Source organism: Micromonospora sp. L5 (assembly GCF_000177655.2).
Taxonomy (GTDB): Bacteria; Actinomycetota; Actinomycetes; order Mycobacteriales; family Micromonosporaceae; genus Micromonospora; species Micromonospora aurantiaca.
Window position 1 is genome coordinate 1,731,081 of sequence record NC_014815.1, and the last position, 21,337, is coordinate 1,752,417.

Here is a 21,337-nt window from a genome sequence, read left to right on the forward strand (position 1 = left end):
GAACCGGACACCCGGCGCTATGCTGGGCATGTTTTTATACTGACTAGTCAGTTCGGAATTCGGGGTCCTGATGAATATCGTCGAGGCCGTCGGCCTGGGTCTGCGCACCCGCCGGGGCTGGGTCTACCGGGACGTCGACCTCACCGCCGCGAGCGGTGAGCTGCACGCCGTCACCGGCCCGCCCGGCAGCGGACGCACCTCGCTGCTGCTCGCGCTGGCCGGGCGCTTCCCGCACAACCACGGCGAGCTGCGCCGCCGCGGCCCGGCCGCGCTCGGCCAGGTCGCGGGCGTGCACGAGCCCGACCCGACGCTCACCGTCGCCGAACACATCACCGAACGCCTGCTGCTGCTCGGCCCGGTGCCCCGCCGCCGGCGCCGGCTGGTCCCGGTGGCCGCGGTCCGGGCCCGCCGGGCCTACCGCCGCGACGCCTACGCCGCAGCCATCGCCGGCGCCGGACTCACCGACGCGCCCCTCGACCCCGACCGGTACGGCCGCGACCTCACCCCGGTCGAACGGCAGGTGCTCGGGCTCGTGCTCGCCAGCCTCGGCGGCCCCAGCCTGATCGTCGCCGACGACGTGGACGCCGGCGCGGACCGCCCCGAGCGGGAGTGGATGTGGGGCGCGCTGGAACGCCTCGCCGACCAGGGGTACGCGGTGGTAGCCAGCGCCCGCGCCGTCGAACCCGGGGTGACCGCCACCGTGCACCGCATCGGCGACCCGGCCCTGCCCGTCCCCGCCCTGACCGTGCCCACCGAGGTGTCCGCATGAGCGTCCTGCGACTGGCCCTGTTCGAGCTGCGCCGGATGACCCGGGGCCGGCTGCCGCGCGCCGCCCTGGCAGTGCTCACCATCGTCCCGCTGCTCTACGGCGCCCTCTACCTGTACGCGTTCTGGGATCCCTACGGGAAGATGGACCGGATCCCGGTCGCGCTTGTCAACGCCGACCGCCCGGCCACCGCCGGCGACGGCAGCGAGGTGCACGCCGGCCGCGACCTCACCGAGAAGCTGCTCGACCGCAAGGTGTTCGGCTGGACCGTGACCGACCAGGCCGACGCCACCAAGGGGCTGCGCGACGGGCGCTACCACCTGGTCTTCTCCATCCCGGAGGACTTCTCCGCCACGCTCGCCGCCGGCCCGGAACCGGACCGCCCGGCCCGGCAGGGCGAGCTGAAGGTCGTCAACGACGACGCCACCAACTACCTCTCCGGGCTGCTCGCCCGGTCGGCGTTCAGCGAGATCCGGGCCGCCGCCGCGCAGAGCACCGCTGCCACGTACTTCGACAAGATGCTGATCGGCTTCACCGACGCCAAGGCCGAGACCGGCCGCGCCGCCGACGGCGCCGGGAAGATTGCCGACGGGCTCGGCAGCTCCCAGCAGGGCGCGGGAAAGATCGCCGACGGGCTCGGTGACGCCGAGGACGGCGCCGGGCAGCTCGCCGGTGGACTCAACCAGTCGGTCCAGGGCGCGGACAAGCTCGCCAAGGGCCTCGACCAGCTGCGGACCGGCGCCGCCCAGCTCGCCGACGGCGCCGGGCGCGCCGCCACCGAGACCAAGGCCGCGGCCGCGACCGTGAACGCCGCCGCCGACAGGTACGAGCCGGTGCTGCGCCGCAACGCCGACAAGATCGAGAAGGCGGCCACGCTCGTCGCCGACGGCGCGCAGCAGCTCGCCGCCGGGCTGGACGCGCTACCCGGCAAGGCCGCCGAGGTGGTCGCGACCGCCGATGAGGTCAGCGACCGGCTCGACGCGGTCGCGAAGGAACACCCCGAACTGGCCGACGACCCGGACTTCGCCGCCGCCCGCAAGGCCGCCGACCGGGCCGTCACGCAGGCCCGCTCAGTGGTGGCCGCGCTGGACAAGACCGACATGGCCACGTTGCGCAAGCAGATGACCGACGTGGCGAAGACCGCCCGCGAGGTGGCCGCCGCCGCGCCGCACCTCGCCGACGACGTCGCCTCCGCCCGCGCGAAGGTCAACGAGCTGGCCGGTGGGCTCACCACGCTGGCGCAGGGCAGCGCCAAGCTCCGCGACGGGCTGGGCGACGCGTCGACCGGCGCCGACCAGTTGCGCGGCGGCCTCTACCGGCTCGCCACCGGCGCCCGCCAGCTCGACGGCGGCCTGGCCCAGCTCGGCAGCGGCAGCAACCGCCTGGTCGACGGGCTGACCCGGCTGGAGGGCGGCGCCGGCGACCTCGCCGACGGGCTCGCCGCCGGGGAGCGGAAACTACCCGGGTACGACGACGCGGCCACCCGCGCCGGCGTGCTCGGCGACCCGGTCGGCCTGATCCGCGACTCGCAGAACCCGGCCGGCTCGTACGGCGTGGGCTTCGCCCCGTACTTCCTGTCGCTGGCGCTCTGGGTCGGCGCGATGATCACGTACATGCTGTTGCGGCCGGTCAACCGGCGGCATGTGATGTCCGGCGCGCCCGGCTGGCGGGTCGTGCTCGCCGGGTGGCTCCCGGCCGCGGGCATCGGCCTGGCCCAGGTCACTGTGCTCTACACGGTGGTGACGCTCGGGCTCGGGCTCGACCCGCGGCACGGACCGGCCACGTTCGGTCTGCTCGCCCTCACCTCGCTGGCGTTCACCGCGATCATGCAACTGCTCGGCGTGGCGCTCGGCCCGGCCGGGCGGCTGGCCGCGCTGGCGCTGCTGATGCTCCAGCTCACCTCGTCCGGCGGCACCTACCCGGTGCAGACCTCGCCCGGCTTCTTCCAGGCGATCCACCCCTGGCTGCCGATGACGTACGTGGTGGACGGCCTGCGGCACACCGTCAACGGCGGTACGACCGCCCCGGTGGTCACCGCCGCGCTGGTGCTGCTCGCGTTCGGGCTGGGCGCCATGGCGCTCACCGTCGGCGCGGCCCGCCGGTCCCGCCGGCTGACCCCGTCGAAGCTGCACCCCGAACTGACCATGTGAGGATGAGCCGGTGACGGACGGACGGACGCGCCGGCGCGAGGACACCCGCCAGCGGCTCTTCGTGGCGGCGGTGGACCTCATCGCCGAGCAGGGCTTCTCGGCCACCACTGTGGACGACATCGCGGCCCGCGCCGGTGTGGCCAAGGGGACCGTTTACTACAACTTCGAGTCCAAGACCGTCCTGTTCGAGGAGCTGCTGCGGCACGGCATCGGCCTGCTCACCGCCGAGTTCCGGGCCGCCGTCGACGGGCTGCCGCCGCTGGAGGCGCTCGGCGCGCTGGTCCGCGCCCAGCTGGAGTACATCCGCCGCTACCGCGCCTTCGCCCAGCTCCTGCTCTCGGAGATGTGGCGGACCAACAGGGAGTGGCAGCAGACGCTGCGGCTGCTGCGGGGCGAGGCCGTCGCGGTGATCGCCGACACGGTGAAGGCCGGCGTGGACAGCGGCGACCTGCCCGCCGACCTGGACGTGCGTACCGCCAGCTCGGCGCTGTTCGGCGTCGGGCTGGTGGTAGCAGTGGACTGGCTGGTCTTCTCGCCGGAGCGGCCGATCGACGAGGTGCAGGAGTCGCTGCTCGGCATCGTCCGGCGGGTCGCCCGGACCTGACCAGCGGTCGGTAATTCGGTTGATTCCGGGCCGCCGGAAGGGTGAGGGTGAGGGCACCGCCCCCACCGATCCGAGTCCGGAGGACCTTCCATGCGCCTGCTCCGAGATCTCTGGGCCACGGCGCCCCGGCGGATGACGGCGGTCCTGCTGCTGATCGTGCTCGGCGCCGCCGGCCAGGCGGCCGCCTCCGCGCTGGCCGGGCCGGTGCTGGTGCACCGCTCGTCCGGGTGGTTCGTCGCGCTCGCGGTGGCGCTCGTCGCCGCTGTCGTCACCGACCTGCTGATCGGCCTGATCATGGCCCGGCTCACCGCCGACTGGTCGGCCGACGTGCGACGGCGGCTCTGCCGGGTCGCGCTCGGCCAGGACCTGCCCACCCTGGAGACCACGCCGGTCGGCGAGCTGCTCGACCGGATCGACAACGACGTCTACCAGGTCGCCGCCGAGATGCGGAACACCGGCGTACGGCTGGCGCAGGGCCTCGCGGTCTGTGTCCTCGCGACGGTGAGCGCGCTGATCGTCTGGTGGCCCGCCGGTGTCGGCATGATCGTGCTCACCTCCCTGCTCGCGGTGACGCTGCGCCGCCCGACCGCCCGGATCGCCCCGGCCCGGATGGCCGAGGAGGAGGCGTGGTCCGACCTCGCCGCAGTGATGGAGGAGGCGGTGCACGGGCAGGACGACGTGCGCACCAGCCTCGCCCGGCCGTACGTGCTGCGTCTCTACGCCCGCCGCGCGGCCGAGGTGATCGCCCGGTGCGGCCGGGTGTTCCGGCTCTCCGCGCGGGTCACCGCGGTCGCCGCCGGTGCGGTCGGGCTCGGCGTCGCGGGCGTGGTGCTGGGCGGCGCGTGGGCGCTGTCCACCGGCCGGGTGGACGCCGCGCGGCTCACCGCGATCTGGCTGCTGGCCGTCGCGTTCGGCGCGACCGTCGAGCAGATCGCCCGCTGGGTGCCGCACCTGCAACAGGCGTTCGGCGCCTGGGGCCGGGTGCAACTGCTCGCCGGATCGCCGCAGGAGCCGGGCGGCGGCGACACCCCGGTCGACGGCGACCTGACCGTGCGCGGGCTCACCTACCGCTACCCGTCCGGCGGGGACGACCGCGGTCCGGCGCTGCGCGACGTCCACCTCGACTTCGTCCGCGGGCGCTCGTACGCGCTCGTCGGGCGGACCGGCTCGGGCAAGTCGACGCTGGCCAAGGTGCTGACCCGGGCGGTGGAGGTACCGCGCGGCACGGTGTTCCTCGGCGGCACCGACCTGGTCGACCTGGACGTGGAGGAACTGCGCCGGTGGATCGCCGTGGTGCCGCAGCGCACCGAGATCCTCGCCGGCACGCTCGCCGAGAACGTGGCGCTGTTCGATCCGGAGCTGCTGGACGCGGCCGAGCGGGCGCTGGCCGAACTGGGCCTGGCCGGCTGGATCGCCGAACTGCCCGACGGCGTGCACACCCGGCTCGGCGACGGCGGCTACGTGCTCTCCGCCGGGCAGGAACAACTCGTCGCGTTCGCCCGCATCCTGGTCCGCGACCCGCACGTGGTGATCCTCGACGAGGCCACCGCGCGGCTCGACCCGGTCACCGAGAACCGCGTACGAGAGGCCACCGAACGGCTGCTCACCGACCGGATCGGCATCGTCATCGCGCACCGGCTCTCCTCGGTGCGCCGCTGCGACGAGGTGGTCGTGATGGCCGACGGCGCGGTGCTGGAGGCCGGCCCGCTGCGCGAGTCGGCCCGCTTCGCCGAGCTGCTCGCCACCAGCCACGCCGGGGCGTACGCCGGGGTGGGCGGCCGGCGCGGCGGTGTGGAACTGCTCGACGCGCCCGCCTGGGACGACGCGCCCGCCACACCGGCCGCGCCCTCGACGCGGCCGGCCGCCGTGCCGCGCACCGACCCGCCACCGGCGCCGCCCTCGCCGCCCGCGCGGACCATGCGGGAGATCTTCCGGCTGGGCACCAACGATCCGCGGTACGGCCTGCTCTCGGTCGGCCTGTTCGTCGTGATGACGGTGCTCGGTCTGGACGGCGCGGTGCTGCCCTGGCTCTGGGCCGACCTGGTCGGCGGCGGCGACCCGTGGCTGCCGGCGCTGGGCATCGTGGCCGCGCTGCTCGTGGTGCTGCCGCTGCCGTACCTGACGAACCTGTGGTTCCCGCAGTGGTGGATCCGGCAGATGCTGCGGATCAGCGCCCGGCTGGTGCACGGGCAGACCGGCGCGCGCCGGGTCAGCGGGCACACCCCGGCCGAGGTGGTGGCCCAGGGCGGCGACACCGACCGGGTGGTGCACCTGGCCGACAACCTGATGGACCAGTTCATCTCGCTGGTCATCGTGGTCGCCATGACGCTGGTGACGGGCAGTCTCGTACCGGCGGTGTTCTTCGTCGGCACGATGGTGGTGTCCGGGCTGGCGGCGACGCTGTTCGGGCCGCGGCTGGAACGCACGGCCGCAGGCACGGTGAAGGCGCGCGCCGCGTTCGCCACCGCGCTGGTGTCCGCGTTGTCCGCCGCCCGTACGGTCAAGCTGGCCGGCGCCACCCGCCCGGTGCTGCGCCACCTCGCCCGGCTGGACGAGGTACGCAGCGAGCGGCAGCGACGCGAGATCGCCATGCAGGTGTGGGCCCGGTCCACCCCGTCGGTCGCCAGCGGCCTGCTGCCGATCGGCGCGTGGGCGCTCTACCTGGCCGGTGAGCTGTCCGCAGGTGCCACGCTGGTGGCCGTGTCCACCCTGGGCGCGGCCCGCTGGTTCGCGTGGACCACCGCGTCGCTGGTGTCGCAGTACCCGTCGGCGCGCGTGTGGACCAAGCGGACGGTGGCGATGACCGGCGAGGCCGTGTACGCGGCGCCGGTGCCCGGCCTCGATCTGGTCGCGGGCACCGCGCCCGCGCCCGAGCCGCCGCCCCGGCACCCGCTGCGCCGCCTGGAGCTGTCCGGCTTCGGCGCGCTGCACTCCGACGGCACGCTCGCCGTCCGCGACGTCGACCTGGTGGTCGAGCGCGGGCAACTGGTCCTGGTCGTCGGCCCGGTCGGGTCCGGCAAGTCGTCGCTGCTGCGCGCGCTCGCCGGGATCGTGCACCACGTCGGCGAGCTGCGCTGGAACGGTGACCCGGTCACCGAGCCGGAGATGTTCCTGCGCCCCAACCAGGTCGGGTACGTGGGCCAGCTACCCCGGGTGCTCTCCGGCACGGTGGCCGACAACATCGCGCTCGGCCACCAGGTGGACGCCGCCGGAGCGGTCTCGACCGCCCAGCTCGAACACGACCTGGCCGCGGCCGGGGGCGGGCTCGGGCTGCTGATCGGGCACAAGGGAACCCGCCTGTCCGGTGGTCAGCTCCAGCGGCTGGCGCTGGCCCGGGCGCTCGCGCCGCGTACCGAGCTGCTGGTGGCCGACGACGTGTCGTCGGCGCTGGACGTCAGCACGGAGCTGGCGCTGTGGGCGGCGCTGCGCGAGCACGGGGTGACTGTGGTCGGCTCGACCGCGAAGCGGGCCGCCCTGGTCCGGGCCGACCACGTGGTGGTGCTGATCGACGGCACTGTCGCCGACCAGGGCACCTGGACCGACCTGGAACCCCGCTGGAACCACCTGGCCGGCTGACCGCCCCCGCCCCACCGGGCGGGGGCGGGGGCGGGTCAGAAGGCTCGGGTGTACTGGTCGGGCCAGGCCGGGGTGGCGCCGAGCTTGGCGGCGGCGCGGCGCGGCCAGTACGGGTCGCGCAGCAGTTCCCGGCCCAGCAGCACCAGGTCCGCCTCGCCGCCGGCCACGATCTGCTCGGCCTGCTCGGGCTCGACGATCAGGCCCACGGCGCCGGTCGGCACGCCGGCGTCGCGGCGGATCCGGGCGGCCAGCGGTACCTGGTAGCCGGGGCCGACCGGGATGGACGCCTGGACGGCCGCGCCGCCCGAGGACGTGTCGATCAGGTCGACTCCGGCGGCGGCCAGTTCCCCGGCGAGCACCACGCTGTCGTCGACGGTCCAGCCGTCGTCGGTCCAGTCGGTGGCGGAGATCCGGGTCAGCACCGGCACGGACTCGCCGACGGCGGCGCGTACCGCGCGGGCCACCTCCAGGGTGAGCCGCATCCGGGCGGCCCGGTCACCGCCGTAGCCGTCGGTGCGCCGGTTGGTCAGCGGGGAGAGGAACTCGTGCAGCAGGTAGCCGTGCGCGGCGTGGATCTCCACGGCGGCGAACCCGGCGTCCAGCGCCCGCCCGGCGGCGGTGGCGAAGGCGTCCACCACCGCGGCGATGGCCGCCTCGTCCAGCGCGGTCGGCGTGCGGTACTCCGGCACGAACGGCTGGTCGCCGGGGCCGACAGGGGCCCAGCCGCCCTCGGCGTCCGGCACCCCGCCGCGCGCCGGGGCCCACGGCCGGTACGTGGACGCCTTGAACCCGGCGTGCGCGAGCTGCACGGCCGGGACCGCGCCGTGGGCGGCGACGAACGCGGTGATCGGCCGCCACGCGTCGACGTGCGCGTCGGACCAGAGCCCGGTGTCCTGCGGGCTGATCCGGCCCTCGGGCACCACAGCCGTCGCCTCGGTGATCACCAGTCCGGCCCCGCCGACCGCGCGGGAGCCGAGGTGGACGCGGTGCCAGTCGGTGGGCAGGCCGTCCGGTCCGGCGCTGTACTGGCACATGGGCGCCAGCGCGATCCGGTTGGGCAGCGTGACGCCGCGCAGGGCGAGCGGGGTGAACAGGGCGCTCATTCTCGGATCCTCCGGTCGTGGCAACGGGTGCGCCTCCTTCTCAGGAGACGCACCCGAAGGAGTGTGGATCAGGCGGGTACGGGGTCGAGCCGCTCGGTCTCGGCGGGCTCGATCAGGTCGCGCTTGCCGGCCGAGTCGTACGCGGCCCGGTCGAGCGTGCCCTCCCGGGCGGCCACGATGGTCGGCACCACGGCCTGCCCGGCCACGTTGGTGGCGGTACGGATCATGTCCAGGATCGGGTCGATGGCCAGCAGCAGGCCGGCCCCGGCCAGCGGCAGGCCCAGCGTGCTCAGGGTCAGCGTCAGCATGACGATCGCGCCGGTCAGGCCGGCGGTCGCAGCCGAGCCCACCACCGAGACGAACGCGATCAGCAGGTAGTCGGTCACGCCCAGGTTCACGCCGAACACCTGCGCCACGAAGATGGCGGCGAGCGCCGGGTAGATGGCGGCGCAGCCGTCCATCTTCGTGGTGGCGCCGAACGGCACCGCGAAGGAGGCGTACTCGCGGGGGACGCCCAGGCGCTCGACCGACCGCTGGGTCACCGGCATGGTGCCCACCGACGAGCGGGAGACGAACGCCAGCTCGATGGCGGGCCAGGCGCCGGCGAAGAAGCGCAGCGGGTTGAGCTTGCCGGCCACCGCGAGCAGCACCGGGTAGACCACGAACAGCACCAGCGCGCAGCCGACGTAGACGGCCGTGGTGAACTTCGCGAGCGGGGCGAGCAGGTCCCAGCCGTACGAGGCGACGGCGTTGCCGATCAGGCCGAGCGTGCCGATCGGGGCGAGCCGGATGACCCACCAGAGCGCCTTCTGCACGATCGACAGCAGCGAGCGGTTGAGCGACACGAACGGCTCGGCGGCGTCGCCGACGAGCAGCGCGGCGGCGCCCACCACCAGGGCGAGGAAGACGATCTGCAGGACGTTGCCCTCGACGAACGCGCCGACCGGGTTGGTCGGGACGATGCCGGTGAGGAAGTCGATCCAGGAGCCGGTGGTCTTCGGCGCGGTGGCGCCGGCCGGGTCCAGGTTGACGCCCCGGCCGGGGTCGGTGAGCAGGCCGAGGCCGATGCCGATGCTCACCGCGATGAGCGCTGTGACGGCGAACCAGAGCAGCGTCTTGACTGCCAGCCGGGCGGCGTTGGCGACGCCGCGCAGGCTGACCACGCTGACCACGATGGCGGTGAAGACCAGCGGCGGCACGGCGAGCTTGAGGAGCTGGACGAAGAGGCCGCCGACGGTGTCGAGCGTGCTGGTCAGCCAGGCGAGGTCGGCGGCGCGGGCGAGGAAACCGAGCGCCACGCCGAGCACGAGGCCGAGCAGGATCTGGACGGAGAAGGGGATTCTGCGCAGGGCGGAAGTCATGAGGACGGATCCAAGGTCTGGAGAGGGAAGGCGGGCGTCGGGGCGTGGAGCTACGCCGGACAGACGCCGCTGGCCTGCCGTCGCAGATCGACGTACAGGCGCTCGGTGAGGCACCAGACATTGGTCATCGTCGCGACACGTTACTCCCGCCCCGGGCCGGAACGGAAGGACCGTCGCCGGTGAGGCTCCTTACAGCCAGGTAGCCGGAGGTGACCAGTCCCCAGGCGGCGACCACGACCAGCAGCACCCGCTCCGACACCCCGAGCAGCGTGCTGCGCCCGACCAGCAGCAGCGCCGCCGCCACTACGGCGGCCACCGGCAGCGCCACCGCCGCGCCGACCGCGGCGATCCGCCGCAGCCCCTGGTCCGCGGCCGGGGAGAACAGCAGTACGAGCATGGCGAGCACCACCGCGGCGGTCGCCGCGATGCTCGCACCGCCGTGCACCAGGTCGGCCACCGTTGTGGCCTCGAACGGCGGCAGCGGACAGCCCTCGCTGCACGTGACGGCGCCGGAGAGCACCGTGGCGACCGCGCCGGCGCCGAGCAGCCCGGCCGCCGCCCGCAACCCCGGCGGCAGCGCCCCGGCGAGCAGCAGCAGCGACGCGGCCACCGAGAAGATCCCCAACCGGTACGCCCCGGCGTACCCGCTGTCGGTTATGCCCGCCTCACTCACGTACGCGATGGGGCCCGGGCCGGGACCGGCGATCACCGCGACAGTCACCGCTGCCGCGCCGGCTGCCAGGCAGACGGCGGCGAACGCGGCGGCGATCCGGCGGCCGGTGTCCTCAGCCACGTCCGTGCGGGGTGGTCCAGCCGGACAGGTCCGGCCCCAGCGGCACGATCCGGGTCGGGTTGATCATGTCGTGGGTGGCGTAGTAGTGCCGCTTGATGTGGTCGAAGTCCACCGTCTCGCCGAACCCCGGCGTCTGGAACAGGTCCCGCGCGTACGCCCAGAGCACCGGCATCTCGGTGAGCTTGCGCTCGTTGCACTTGAAGTGGCCGTGGTACGCCACGTCGAAGCGCACCAGCGTGGTGAACAGGCGCACGTCCGCCTCGGTGATCGCGTCGCCCATCAGGTAGCGCCGCCCGGCCAGCCGCTCGCTCAGCGCGTCGAGGCGGGCGAACAGCGCGGTGAACGCCTCGTCGTACGCCTCCTGGGAGGTGGCGAAGCCGCACCGGTAGACGCCGTTGTTGACGTCCCGGTGGATCTCCGCCATCAGCGCGTCCATCTCCGGGCGCAGCTCGACCGGGTAGAGATCCGGCGCGTCCGGCGCGTGGAACCGCCGCCACTCGGTCGAGAAGTCCAGCGTGAGCTGCGGATAGTCGTTCGTCACGACCCGTCCGGTGAGCGTGTCCACGAGCGCCGGCACCGTCACCCGGCCGGTGTAGTCCCTGTCGGTGGACAGATACGCCTCGGACAGGTAGCCGATGCCGAGCACCGGGTCGAAGCCGTCCGGGTCGAGCGCGAACCGCCAGCCCCGCTCGTCCCGGATCGGATCGACGGTGCCCAGCGAGATCACCTCGTCCAGCCCGAGCAGGCCGCGCACGATCCGGGCCCGGTGCGCCCACGGGCAGGCCCGGCACCAGATCAGCCGGTAGCGGCCCGCCTCCAGCGGCCAGCGTCCCTGCTCGTCCGGCCCGCCCCCCTCGGGTGAGGTGGAGTGCGGGGTGACCCGGCCGGTGAACCGGTTGGGCTGGCGGACGAACGCGCCGCCACCGCTGGTCTCTGCGCTGAACTGGGCCCCGGACATGCGGCAAACCTATCCGCTCCGGTCACGGATATCCTGGCGCCGGGTACCCCCGCGACCCGCCGACCGACCCCTTCCCACCCCCGAAGGACGTACGCGCGATGACAGTGGCCTATCTCGTTGCCGGAGTCCGCACCCCGATCGGCCGGTACGCCGGCGCGCTGGCCGGGGTCCGCCCCGACGACCTGGCCGCGCACGTCGTCCGCGAGCTGGTGGCCCGCCATCCCTCGGTCGACTGGGCCCGCACCGACGACGTGATCCTGGGCTGCGCCAACCAGGCCGGCGAGGACAACCGCAACGTGGCCCGGATGGCCGCGCTGCTCGGCGGCCTGCCGGAGGAGGTGCCGGGCAGCACCGTCAACCGGCTCTGCGGCTCCGGCCTGGACGCGCTCGCCTCCGCCGCCCGCGCGATCGTCGCCGGGGAGGCCGACCTGGTGGTGGCCGGCGGCGTGGAGAGCATGAGCCGCGCGCCGTTCGTCATGCCGAAGGCGGCCACGCCGTTCGCCCGCACCGCCGAGGTGTACGACACCACGATCGGCTGGCGGCTGGTCAACCCGCTGATGCGCAAGGGGTGGGGCATCGACTCGATGCCGGAGACGGCGGAGAACGTGGCAGCGGAGTTCGGCGTGGACCGGGCCGCGCAGGACGCCTTCGCGTACCGGTCGCAGCAGCGGGCCGCCAAGGCGCAGGCCGACGGCCGGCTGGCCGAGGAGATCGTCCCGGTGACGGTGCCCGCGGGCAAGCGCGAGACGAAGCTGGTCGAGGCCGACGAGCACCCGCGCGAGACGTCGCTGGAGAAGCTCGCGGCGCTGCCCACCCCGTTCCGCGAGGGCGGCACTGTGACCGCCGGCAACTCCTCCGGCGTCAACGACGGCGCCGTCGCGCTGCTGGTCGCCTCCGCGGCCGCCGTCGAGCGCTACGGCCTTACCCCGCTGGCCCGGGTACGCGGTGCCGCGTCGGCAGGCGTACCGCCGCGGATCATGGGCATCGGTCCGGTTCCGGCGACCCGGAAGCTGCTCGACCGGACGGGCCTGTCGCTCGCCGACGTGGACGTGATCGAGCTGAACGAGGCGTTCGCCGCACAGTCGGTGGCGGTGCTGCGCGAGCTGGGCCTGCCGGAGGACGCCGAGCACGTCAACCCCGGCGGCGGGGCCATCGCGCTGGGTCACCCGCTCGGCGCCAGCGGTGCCCGGCTGGCGTTGACCGCCGCGCTGGAACTGCGCCGAAGGGGCGGCCGGCGGGCGCTCGCCACCATGTGCATCGGTGTCGGCCAGGGCATCTCGCTGCTGCTGGAGTCGGCCGCCTGACCCGGGCCGACGGCATCGCCTCCAGTGGATCTCCCGAACCCGGCCGTACCGGCCTAGAGTGGTCTGGACCACATGATCCGCCATCGACGGCGGACGACGACCTGGGGGACCGAGCGATGCAGACGCCGGAGAGCCTGCCCACCGAGATCGACCTGACCCGGCCGAGCGCCGCCCGGGTCTACGACTACTTCCTCGGTGGGGCGCACAACTTCGAGATCGACCGGCAGCTCGCCGAACAGATCGCGGCGATGACGCCGAACCTGGCCGCCACCATGCGCTCCGGGCGGGAGTTCCTGCGCCGGGCCGTACGGGTGCTGCTCGACGCCGGCATCGACCAGTTCCTCGACGTCGGCTCCGGCATCCCCACCGTCGGCAACGTGCACGAGGTCGCCCAGACCGCCGACCCGGACGCCCGCATCGTGTACGTGGACATCGACCCGGTTGCCGTGGCGCACAGCCACGAACTGCTCGCCGGCAACGACCGGGCCACGGCGATCCTGGCTGACCTGCGCGAGCCGAAGCTGATCCTGGACCACGCCCGCGCCAGCGGCCTGATCGACTTCGACCGGCCGCTGGGCATTCTGCTCGCCGGCGTGGTGCACTTCGTGCCCGACGCCGACCGCCCGGCCGACATCCTGGCCACGCTGCGCGCCGCCGCCGCACCCGGCAGCTACCTGGTCATCTCCCACTCCACGTTCGAGGATCAGCCGCAGGAGATGCTGGATGCGCAGCGGCTGTCGGCGCGTACCGCCACGGAGATCACGCTGCGCTCGCGGGCCGAGATCACCGGCTTCTTCGGCGACTGGACGATCCTCGAACCGGGCGTCGTGCACATGCCGCTGTGGCGGCCCGACTCCCCGTCGGACGTGGACGAGCACCCGGAGCGGTTCGGGGCCTTCGGCGGCGTCGCCCGGCACGACCGCGCCGCCGGCTGAGCCCCATGCGCGCCCCGGACAGCGACGGGGGAGACGTCAGCCGGCCCGGCGCCGCCGCGTACGCCGCCGAGTGGGCTCGCGCGGTGCGCCGTATCGGGTTCGTGCCGCTGAGCGCGGCCGAGACCGAGCGCCTGCTGGTGCCGCTCACCGAGCGACTCGGCGAGGCCCTGCTCGCCCCCACCTTCTCCGCCCGCCCGGCGGAGGAGGTGGGGCGTGCCCTGGTCCAGGCGCACCTCACCGAGCCCGGCGTGCTCGACTGGTCGGTGCAGGCGCTCGGCGACCGGTTCCTGCCCTGGGTGCTGCCGTCGCGCACCGAGTCGCCGGAGCTGCGTGAGCGGGTCGCGCTGCTCCAGGGCGCGTTCGCCGCCGGGTTCGCCCGCGCGCTGCGCGACCGGGTCTTCAGCCAGCAGGAGCGGATCGCCCGGTCCGCGTGGCAGGCCCGGGACACCGTCGAGCAGGCGCTGCGGGACAGCGAGGCGCGGTTCCGGGCGGTCTTCACCGGCGCCGCCATCGGCATCGGCATCGCCGGGGTGGACGGGCAGATCATCGAGGTCAACCAGTCGTTCGCGGACATGCTCGGCTACGCCGTCGCGGAGATGCGGCGGATGAACGTCTCGGCGTTGTTCCACCCCGACGACGCGGCCGGGATGTGGGAGCTGTACCAGGAGCTGATCGAGGGCAAGCGGGACAGCGCGCGGGTGGAGAAGCGCTACTACCGCAAGGACGGCAGCGTGGTCTGGACCGACCTCGCGGTCTCGCTCATCCGGCACGACGACGGCCGGCCCCGGTTCACCGTGGCGATGGTGGAGGACATCACCCAGCGGTACGAGTTGCAGCAGCGGCTGCGTTTCCAGGCGCTGCACGACCCGCTGACCGGCCTGCCCAACCGGACGCTGTTCTTCGAGACGCTCGGCGACGTCTTCGACGGCGCCGGTCCGGACCAGCGCGTCGGGCTGTGCTTCATCGACCTGGACGGCTTCAAGGCGGTGAACGACAGCCTCGGCCACGACCTGGGCGACCGGCTGCTCAAGGTGATCGCCCGCCGGCTCAGCGACTGCGTGGCCGGGCGCGGCCACCTGGTGGCCCGGATGGGCGGCGACGAGTTCGTCATCCTGGTCGACTCCGACGGCGGCATCGACGACGCGGTGGAGGTCGCCGAGCTGGCCCTGGCCGCGGTGTCCGCGCCGGTGCACGTCGGTGACCAGCAGCTCGCCGTGTCGGCGAGCATCGGCATCGTGGAGTGCCCGGCGGCGGAGACGAGCGTCGGCGACCTGATGAAGGCCGCCGACACCACGCTCTACTGGGCCAAGGCGGAGGGCCGGGGCCGCTGGGCGGTGTACGACCCGGAGCGCAGCGCCGCCGACATCGCCCGCTCCGCGCTGGCCGCGAACCTGCCCGCCGCGCTGGACCGGGGCGAGTTCGTGCTGCACTACCAGCCGATCGTGTCGCTGCTGGACGGCACGATGGTGGCGGTCGAGGCGCTGGTGCGCTGGCAGCACCCGGAGCTGGGGCTGATCGGGCCGGACCGGTTCATCGGGCTGGCCGAGGAGACCGGCCTGATCGTCCGGCTCGGCGCCTGGGTGCTGCGTCAGGCGTGCCGCGACGCCGAGTCGTGGCGGCGCGCGTACCCGGACACCACGCCTGTTGTCAGCGTCAACCTGGCCGCCCGGCAGGCCGACGACCCGGCCATCGTGGAGACGGTGGCGGAGGCGTTGCAGCACACCGGCCTGCCGGCCGAGCTGTTGCAGCTGGAGCTGACCGAGAGCGCCGTCATGGGCAGCGCCGGCGAGCCGCTGCGGACGCTGCACCAGCTCGCCGGCCTCGGGCTGCGGCTGGCCATCGACGACTTCGGCACTGGCTACTCGAACCTGGCGTACCTGCGGCGGCTGCCGATCCACTGCGTCAAGCTGGCCGGTCCGTTCGTCGAGGGGATACGGGGTGACGGCGGGGACGCGGTGGCCGACCACCGGGACGAGCGGATCGTGGACGCGCTGGTCCGGCTGGCGCACGCGCTGGAGCTGTCGGTGACGGCCGAGGCGGTGGAGACCGAGGTGCAGGCCGAACGGCTGCGGGCGCTGCGCTGCGACACCGGGCAGGGCCGGCTGTTCGGCGCCCCGATGCCCGCCGACGGCATCCGCGCCCGCCTGGGCGGGTAAGGAAGGGCCCCCTCTTAACGCCTCCGGTAGAGGAGGGGGCCCCGCTTAACACCTCCCGCGCACGCGGCAGGCGAGGAAGGGAGAACCGGTGAGCCTCACCGATTCGCAGGCCGTGGTGTCGGTGGTCGCCGCGCTGGCGATCGTCGCCGGACTGGCCGGGGTGGTGGTGCCCGGGTTACCGGCGCTGCCGCTGTGCTGGGGCGGCGTACTGGTGTGGACGCTGTTCGGCGACGCCGGGCCGGGTCGCTGGGCGGTGCTCGCCGCCGCCACGGCGATCGCCGCCGGTGGCACCGTGCTCAAGTACCTCTGGCCGGGGCGCAACCTGAAGCGGACCGGCGTGCCCACCACCTCGCTGCTGGCGGGCGGGCTGCTCGGCGTGGTCGGGTTCTTCGTGATCCCGGTGATCGGGCTGCCGATCGGCTTCGTCGGTGGGATCTTCGGCGCCGAACGGCTGCGGCTCGGCGACACCCGCCTCGCCTGGCCGGCCACGGTGCAGGCACTCAAGGCCGCCGGGTTGTCGATGGTCCTGGAGTTCACCGCCGGCCTGATGATCGCCGCGCTGTGGGTCGCGGGGCTGCTGTTCGTCTGACCGTCGCCGGACCACCCGGCGGCCACCCCACCGGTACGGTCGACCGGATGCGGACAACAGTCCTGGGCGGCCTCGGCGCCTTCCCCACCGCCCACCAGGCCTGCGCCGGCTTCCTCGTCGAACACGACGGCTTCCGGCTGCTGATCGACCCCGGCTACGCGACGCTGCAACCGTTGCTGGCGCTCACGAGGGCGGAGCACGTCGACGCCGTCTACGTCAGCCACGGCCACCCCGACCACTGCGCGGACCTGCAACCGCTGGTCCGCGCCCGGGTGCTCGCGAACCGGTCCGGGCCGCCCCTGCCGGTGTACGCCCCCACCGGCAGCCTCGCCGGACTGCTCGCGATCGACGAGCCGGGCCTGCTCGAACCCGGGTACCGGCTGACCGGGTTCACCCCGGGGGAGACGCTGCGTCTCGGGCCGTACGAGGTGCGGACGTTCGCGTTGCCGCACTGGGTGCCGAACGCCGGGGCCCGGTTCTCGGCGCCGGGCCTGGTGCTCGCCTACACCGGGGACACCGGACCCAGCCCGGCGCGGGTGGAGCTGGCCCGCGACGCGGACCTGCTGATCGCGGAGGCGACCTATCCGGACGAACTCCCGCAGCGGCACGAGGGGAACCTGTCCAGCGCCGTCGAGGTCGGCCGGTACGCCGCCGAGGCCGGGGTGCGGCGCCTGCTGCTCACCCATCTGTGGCCGGGGACGGAGCCGCGCGAGGCGCTGGCCGCCGTACGGCGCGGGTTCGCCAGCCCGGTGGAGGTGGCTGCGCCCGGGCTGACGGTGACAGTCGGCCGGTAGGGAGCGGCGGCGCGGGGCGTCCGGAGGGTACGGCCGATCGCCGTACTTCAGTGAGAGAGAGGTGGACGCCGCGCGCCGCCGCGGACCGGGCGTTGCCGAGCGCCCGGTGCCGGCCCGTCGGGTCGGGCCTGGTCACGCCCACAATGATGCCCCGGGTGGGATCGGGCGACAACGCAATTACCGGGGTACGTATTGACCGCCTTGATCGGCCGGGAGCACACTGCGAGCACTCGCACGAGCATCGCCTCGAGGAGGTGTGCAGTGGCCACGACGCCCGCGCCGACCGCCGAGCAGCCGATGGACGACGACGCCCGACGACTCGCCGAACTCGGCTACAAACAGGAGTTGCGCCGCAAGTGGAGCGGCTTCTCCAACTTCGCGATCTCGTTCTCCATCATTTCGATCCTGGCCGGCTGCTTCACCACGTTCGGCCAGGCGTGGAACAACGGCGGCCCGGTGGCGATCTCCTGGGGCTGGCCGCTGATCTCGCTGTTCATCCTGATCATCGGCTTCTGCCTGGCCGAGTTGGTGTCGGCGTACCCGACAGCGGGCGGGATCTACTGGTGGGCGGCGACGATGGGCCGGCCGGTGCACGGCTGGTTCACCGGCTGGCTCAACCTGATCGGGTTGGTCGCGGTGACCGCGTCGGTCGACTACGGCTGCGCCACGTTCCTCAACCTGACGCTGTCGGCGCTGTTCGACGGCTGGGCCGGCACCGGGCACCAGACGTTCGGGCTGTTCGTGGTGATCCTCGCGCTGCACGGGCTGATCAACATCTACGGGCACCGGATCATCGACGTACTCCAGAACGTCTCGGTCTGGTGGCACGTCGCCGGCGCGGCCGCCGTGGTGCTGATCCTGGTCCTGGTCCCGGACAACCACCAGAGCTTCCAGTTCGTGTTCACCGAGCGGTTCAACAACTCCGGCTTCGGTGACGGCGAGACCGGCGGGCTGGCGTTCTGGTTCTACGTGCTGCCGCTGGGCTTCCTGCTCACGCAGTACACGATCACCGGCTTCGACGCCTGCGCGCACGTCTCCGAGGAGACCCGGGGCGCGTCCAAGGCCGCCGCGCAGGGGCTGTGGCGGTCGATCTTCTACTCGGCGGTGGGCGGCTGGATCCTGCTGCTCGCGTTCCTGTTCGCGGCCACCGACGTGGACGCGATCAACGAGGCGGGCGGCTTCTCCGGGGCGATCTTCGAGAGCGCGCTGACGCCGTTCTTCTTCAAGGCCGTCATCATCATCTCCACCATCGGGCAGTTCTTCTGCGGCATGAGTTGCGTGACGTCGATGTCGCGGATGGCGTACGCGTTCAGCCGGGACCGCGCGGTGCCGGGCTGGAAACTCTGGTCGAAGGTGAACCGCAACGGTACGCCGGTGAACGCCATCATCGGCGCGACGCTGGCCGGGCTGGTGCTCACGCTGCCCGCGCTCTACCAGCGCGGCGGCATCCCGGTCGCGTTCTACGCGGTGGTGTCGGTCGCGGTGATCGGGCTGTACCTGTCCTTCATCATCCCGATCTTCCTGCGGCTGCGGATGGGCGACCGGTTCACCCCGGGCCCGTGGACGCTCGGCCGCCGCTACAAGCTGCTCGGCTGGATCGCGGTGGTCGAGATCGCAGTCATCTCGGTCTACTTCGTGCTGCCGATCGTCCCGGCGGGTGTGCCCGGCAACCCCGACTTCAGCTGGACGGCTGTGAACTACGCGCCGATCGCCATCGGTGGCGTGCTGCTCGGCGTCGCGATCTGGTGGTACGCCTCGGCCCGCAAGTGGTTCACCGGCCCGCGCCGCACAGTCGACCAGGCCGAACCCGAGCCCGAGCCCGCCGAGCCGTCGTAGCTGTCGTAGCTGTCGGTGGGTCCTGCCATGATCCGGCAATGGACTCGGAAGCGGTGGTACGCGCGTTGTGGGATCGCATGCAGGCCCGGGACTGGACCGGCGTCGGCGACCTGCTGGCCGACGACGTGGTGGTGGAGTGGCCGGCCAGCGCCGAGCGGATCGTCGGCCGCGACAACTACGTGAAGGTCAACGCCGAGTACCCGGAGGGCTGGTCGATCCGGGTGCTGCGGGTGGTGGCGGCGGGCGACACGGTGGTGTCCGAGGTGGAGGTGCCGCACGAGGGAATGGGCGTGCACCGGGTCGCGTCGTTCTGGACCGTGCGGGGCGGGCGGATCACCGAGGGCCGGGAGTACTGGACCAGCCTCGGCCAGGACCCGTCCCCGCAGTGGCGATCCGCCTGGGTCCAGCCGATGTGAGCGCCGGGCTGTCCGGAGATCTTGGCGATCGTTTTGTCGGTTAGGCTGCGGATCCGATCTGCTTGGCCAGCCCGACGAACGACCGCCACGACGTCGGGGTGACGTGGAGCGTGCCGCCGTCCCGGTCCTTGGAGTCGCGTACCAGCACCACTTCCGTCAGGTTGTCAGCCACCTCGACGCAGTCGGTGTTGCCGCTCCGGGTCGCCTTTCGCCAGGTCGCGCCGCTCAGATCCATGACGTCTCCACCTCTTTCAGAAGCTCGAGAGACTGCCGGCGGGGCAAAGCTTCACTCCGGATCATCTCCCATCTCGACTGAAGCGTAGCCACGTCGGCGTCGCCGTCGATCACGCTCGTGGTGAGCTGGCATTCCATGCTGGCGACCCAACCGCCCTCCGCGCCTCTCGCCAGAGTGAACGGACCGGACAAGCCGATGTGCAACCCGACCTGTAGTGGAAGCACGTGGATACTGATGTGCGGGCGCTCGGCGCAGACGACCAGGTGCTCGATCTGCTGAGCCATCAGGCCGCGGAAGCTCTCTTCGCGGCGGTGCAGCATTCCCTCGTCGAGTACAGCGATGAGCTGGGGCGGAGATGGCTGCCGCAGGACTTCCTGGCGATCCATGCGGGCTGCCACGCGGCTCTCCACGTCGGCATCGCTGAGTAGGTCGTCACAGCGAATCACCGCTCGGGCGTAGTTCTCCGTCTGAAGCAGGGCTGGAATGAGAGTCGGGTGGAAGCACCGGAGCTGTCGAGCGTTGCGTTCGGCATCGAGCCATGGGCGGAGCCAGGACGGCAAGCCCTCGCGTTCGGCCATCTTGAGCAGGGACACCAGCAGGCCGCCGGAGTTCAGCACCTCGTCGGCACGAGCCAAGAAGAGCCGGTCGTACGGACGGCTGCCGGTTTCGACGGCGGACACCATTGACGGCGAGTAGTGGACCAACCGGCCGAATTCCTCCTGATTGAGACCGGCAACGTTCCGTAGTCGGCGGAGCTGCGCACGGATCAACTCTGCTGTCGGTTCCTCCACAGTTCCTCCACAGTCCGTGCGTGAATTTCATTCGGTGTCTGCCGGTTGAGCCCGTACTTCACTCGTGCGCCGTGACCAGGCTCGATGCCTTCCGACCGTAGCGGTGTCCTCACCAGACTGTCACGCATGCGGATCCGCTCGTCGCAGGCGAGCACGGGCGGATTCCAGCCCGGGGCCGCCCGGTCCCGACGATGCCGGGCGGTCCCCTCCATCAACGAGGAGGCCGATGTGCGTGTCCGATGGTTCCGGTGCCGTACCCGTGAGCTGCCCACCCTGCCGAAGCGCGAACCCGGCGGCAATCTACCGGCCTGGATGCGTGAACCGACCCGACCGTTCCCCACAATTCGCCCGGGCAGCCCGGGGCGTCTGACGCCGGCGCAGGAGTGGCGGGCGAACGGGGGCCGTTGGTGACGGCTCTGGTCGGTGTGCTCAGCGCGATCGGTCACATCGGGTACGAGCCGGACTGGACATGCGAGCGCTGTCAGGAACCGTGGCCGTGTCCCACCCTGCGTCGCATTCCGCGTGATCAGCTCGATCCGGCAGCGCTCATCCGGATGATGGCGTTCCTCGTGCGCGGCGCGATCCGGGATCTGCGTGGCCGAGTCGAGGGGCCGGAACCGCCCGAGATCGTCCGGCGGTTCTTTTGGTTCCTTCCGCTCAGCGACGACGAGGCGCGTGCGATCGCCCGAAGGCTGCGGTGATGGGCCGGCGCGTGGTTCCGCACCTGCCCATGCGCCCGCTGTGGCGGTGCCGCAACTGCGGGGCGGAGTGGCCCTGTCAGCCGGCCCGGCTGTCGCTGCTCGTCGAGTACCGGGAGGACCGCACCGCGCTGCTGCTCTATCTCGGCGGGCTGATGACCGAGGCGCGGGAACAACTCGCCAAGCTGAATCCCGACCACGCGCCGGATCTGCACGGCCGATTCCTGGCCTGGGCGCGGGTTCGTGGCTGACGCGGGGTGGGCTGTCCGCGT

The 21,337-nt window shown here is 72.9% G+C and carries 19 protein-coding genes; 13 read left to right on the forward strand and 6 right to left on the reverse strand.

What is annotated here, in order from left to right; all coding sequences use genetic code 11:
* Positions 1–70: 70 nt before the first annotated feature.
* The 4 genes from ML5_RS08500 (at position 71) to ML5_RS08515 (ending at position 7,096) form a co-directional block, all read left to right on the forward strand.
* On the forward strand, positions 71–769 hold the full coding sequence (locus ML5_RS08500) for an ATP-binding cassette domain-containing protein (protein WP_013284629.1): 699 nt from the start codon (positions 71–73) through the stop codon (positions 767–769).
* Positions 766–2,916 (forward strand): YhgE/Pip family protein, encoded by a 2,151-nt coding sequence (locus ML5_RS08505; protein ID WP_013474408.1) that lies wholly within the window; start codon positions 766–768, stop codon positions 2,914–2,916. Before ML5_RS08500 ends, ML5_RS08505 begins: the two co-directional genes overlap by 4 nt.
* Before the next feature lie 10 nt (positions 2,917–2,926).
* On the forward strand, positions 2,927–3,520 hold the full coding sequence (locus tag ML5_RS08510) for a TetR/AcrR family transcriptional regulator (RefSeq protein ID WP_013284631.1): 594 nt from the start codon (positions 2,927–2,929) through the stop codon (positions 3,518–3,520).
* 90 nt (positions 3,521–3,610) lie between these two features.
* Positions 3,611–7,096, forward strand: a complete 3,486-nt coding sequence (locus ML5_RS08515) for an ABC transporter ATP-binding protein (protein ID WP_013474409.1) — start codon at positions 3,611–3,613, stop codon at positions 7,094–7,096.
* 35 nt (positions 7,097–7,131) lie between these two features.
* Here the strand turns inward: ML5_RS08515 and ML5_RS08520 are convergent, their stop codons facing one another.
* The 4 genes from ML5_RS08520 to ML5_RS08535 form a co-directional block, all read right to left on the reverse strand.
* Positions 7,132–8,199, reverse strand: a complete 1,068-nt coding sequence (locus ML5_RS08520) for an NADH:flavin oxidoreductase/NADH oxidase (protein ID WP_013474410.1) — start codon at positions 8,197–8,199, stop codon at positions 7,132–7,134.
* Between the two features lie 68 nt (positions 8,200–8,267).
* The gene (locus ML5_RS08525; protein ID WP_187691135.1) at positions 8,268–9,548 is read right to left on the reverse strand and encodes a dicarboxylate/amino acid:cation symporter; all 1,281 of its coding nucleotides are present in this window, start codon (positions 9,546–9,548) and stop codon (positions 8,268–8,270) included.
* Between the two features lie 136 nt (positions 9,549–9,684).
* On the reverse strand, positions 9,685–10,353 hold the full coding sequence (locus ML5_RS08530; protein ID WP_013474412.1) for a DUF998 domain-containing protein: 669 nt from the start codon (positions 10,351–10,353) through the stop codon (positions 9,685–9,687).
* Positions 10,346–11,311 carry a glutathione S-transferase family protein gene (locus tag ML5_RS08535; RefSeq protein ID WP_013474413.1) on the reverse strand — a complete coding sequence of 322 codons (966 nt, stop codon included), beginning with the start codon at positions 11,309–11,311 and terminating at the stop codon, positions 10,346–10,348. The genes ML5_RS08530 and ML5_RS08535 overlap by 8 nt, the downstream gene beginning before the upstream one ends.
* A 98-nt stretch (positions 11,312–11,409) precedes the next feature.
* Here ML5_RS08535 and pcaF point away from each other — a divergent pair, with 98 nt between their 5' ends.
* The 7 genes from pcaF (at position 11,410) to ML5_RS08570 (ending at position 19,341) form a co-directional block, all read left to right on the forward strand.
* Positions 11,410–12,615 carry a 3-oxoadipyl-CoA thiolase gene (gene pcaF / locus ML5_RS08540; RefSeq protein WP_013284637.1) on the forward strand — a complete coding sequence of 402 codons (1,206 nt, stop codon included), beginning with the start codon at positions 11,410–11,412 and terminating at the stop codon, positions 12,613–12,615.
* A 116-nt stretch (positions 12,616–12,731) separates the two neighbouring features.
* Positions 12,732–13,550: an SAM-dependent methyltransferase gene (locus ML5_RS08545; protein ID WP_013474414.1), complete on the forward strand. Its 819-nt coding sequence runs from the start codon at positions 12,732–12,734 to the stop codon at positions 13,548–13,550.
* Between the two features lie 5 nt (positions 13,551–13,555).
* Positions 13,556–15,706: a bifunctional diguanylate cyclase/phosphodiesterase gene (locus tag ML5_RS08550; protein ID WP_013474415.1), complete on the forward strand. Its 2,151-nt coding sequence runs from the start codon at positions 13,556–13,558 to the stop codon at positions 15,704–15,706.
* Positions 15,707–15,794: 88 nt separating this feature from the next.
* Positions 15,795–16,295 carry a DUF456 domain-containing protein gene (locus ML5_RS08555; RefSeq protein WP_013474416.1) on the forward strand — a complete coding sequence of 167 codons (501 nt, stop codon included), beginning with the start codon at positions 15,795–15,797 and terminating at the stop codon, positions 16,293–16,295.
* Between the two features lie 47 nt (positions 16,296–16,342).
* On the forward strand, positions 16,343–17,089 hold the full coding sequence (locus tag ML5_RS08560; RefSeq protein WP_013474417.1) for an MBL fold metallo-hydrolase: 747 nt from the start codon (positions 16,343–16,345) through the stop codon (positions 17,087–17,089).
* 261 nt (positions 17,090–17,350) lie between these two features.
* Positions 17,351–18,925 carry an amino acid permease gene (locus tag ML5_RS08565; RefSeq protein WP_013474418.1) on the forward strand — a complete coding sequence of 525 codons (1,575 nt, stop codon included), beginning with the start codon at positions 17,351–17,353 and terminating at the stop codon, positions 18,923–18,925.
* Between the two features lie 38 nt (positions 18,926–18,963).
* Positions 18,964–19,341 (forward strand): nuclear transport factor 2 family protein, encoded by a 378-nt coding sequence (locus ML5_RS08570; RefSeq protein WP_013474419.1) that lies wholly within the window; start codon positions 18,964–18,966, stop codon positions 19,339–19,341.
* 40 nt (positions 19,342–19,381) lie between these two features.
* Here ML5_RS08570 and ML5_RS08575 read toward each other — a convergent pair whose 3' ends face one another.
* Both ML5_RS08575 and ML5_RS08580 read right to left on the reverse strand, forming a co-directional pair.
* Complete coding sequence (locus tag ML5_RS08575; RefSeq protein ID WP_013474420.1) at positions 19,382–19,576, reverse strand: DUF397 domain-containing protein; 195 nt, start codon at positions 19,574–19,576, stop codon at positions 19,382–19,384.
* Positions 19,567–20,367: a helix-turn-helix transcriptional regulator gene (locus ML5_RS08580; RefSeq protein WP_013474421.1), complete on the reverse strand. Its 801-nt coding sequence runs from the start codon at positions 20,365–20,367 to the stop codon at positions 19,567–19,569. Before ML5_RS08580 ends, ML5_RS08575 begins: the two co-directional genes overlap by 10 nt.
* A 407-nt stretch (positions 20,368–20,774) precedes the next feature.
* Here ML5_RS08580 and ML5_RS08585 point away from each other — a divergent pair, with 407 nt between their 5' ends.
* Positions 20,775–21,068, forward strand: coding sequence for a hypothetical protein (locus tag ML5_RS08585; protein ID WP_236619380.1), 294 nt, complete (start codon positions 20,775–20,777; stop codon positions 21,066–21,068).
* Positions 21,068–21,316, forward strand: coding sequence for a hypothetical protein (locus ML5_RS08590; RefSeq protein ID WP_013474423.1), 249 nt, complete (start codon positions 21,068–21,070; stop codon positions 21,314–21,316). Before ML5_RS08585 ends, ML5_RS08590 begins: the two co-directional genes overlap by 1 nt.
* Positions 21,317–21,337 lie beyond the last annotated feature (21 nt).

What these genes read in the sequence shown, in the direction of transcription:
- ML5_RS08500 (WP_013284629.1), top strand. Translation starts at nt 71, where the DNA reads ATGAATATCGTCGAGGCCGTCGGCCTGGGTCTGCGCACCCGCCGGGGC.
- ML5_RS08505 (WP_013474408.1), top strand. Translation starts at nt 766, where the DNA reads ATGAGCGTCCTGCGACTGGCCCTGTTCGAGCTGCGCCGGATGACCCGG.
- ML5_RS08515 (WP_013474409.1), top strand. Translation starts at nt 3,611, where the DNA reads ATGCGCCTGCTCCGAGATCTCTGGGCCACGGCGCCCCGGCGGATGACG.
- ML5_RS08520 (WP_013474410.1), bottom strand. Translation starts at nt 8,199, where the DNA reads ATGAGCGCCCTGTTCACCCCGCTCGCCCTGCGCGGCGTCACGCTGCCC.
- ML5_RS08535 (WP_013474413.1), bottom strand. Translation starts at nt 11,311, where the DNA reads ATGTCCGGGGCCCAGTTCAGCGCAGAGACCAGCGGTGGCGGCGCGTTC.
- pcaF (WP_013284637.1), top strand. Translation starts at nt 11,410, where the DNA reads ATGACAGTGGCCTATCTCGTTGCCGGAGTCCGCACCCCGATCGGCCGG.
- ML5_RS08545 (WP_013474414.1), top strand. Translation starts at nt 12,732, where the DNA reads ATGCAGACGCCGGAGAGCCTGCCCACCGAGATCGACCTGACCCGGCCG.
- ML5_RS08550 (WP_013474415.1), top strand. Translation starts at nt 13,556, where the DNA reads ATGCGCGCCCCGGACAGCGACGGGGGAGACGTCAGCCGGCCCGGCGCC.
- ML5_RS08560 (WP_013474417.1), top strand. Translation starts at nt 16,343, where the DNA reads ATGCGGACAACAGTCCTGGGCGGCCTCGGCGCCTTCCCCACCGCCCAC.
- ML5_RS08570 (WP_013474419.1), top strand. Translation starts at nt 18,964, where the DNA reads ATGGACTCGGAAGCGGTGGTACGCGCGTTGTGGGATCGCATGCAGGCC.
- ML5_RS08575 (WP_013474420.1), bottom strand. Translation starts at nt 19,576, where the DNA reads ATGGATCTGAGCGGCGCGACCTGGCGAAAGGCGACCCGGAGCGGCAAC.
- ML5_RS08590 (WP_013474423.1), top strand. Translation starts at nt 21,068, where the DNA reads ATGGGCCGGCGCGTGGTTCCGCACCTGCCCATGCGCCCGCTGTGGCGG.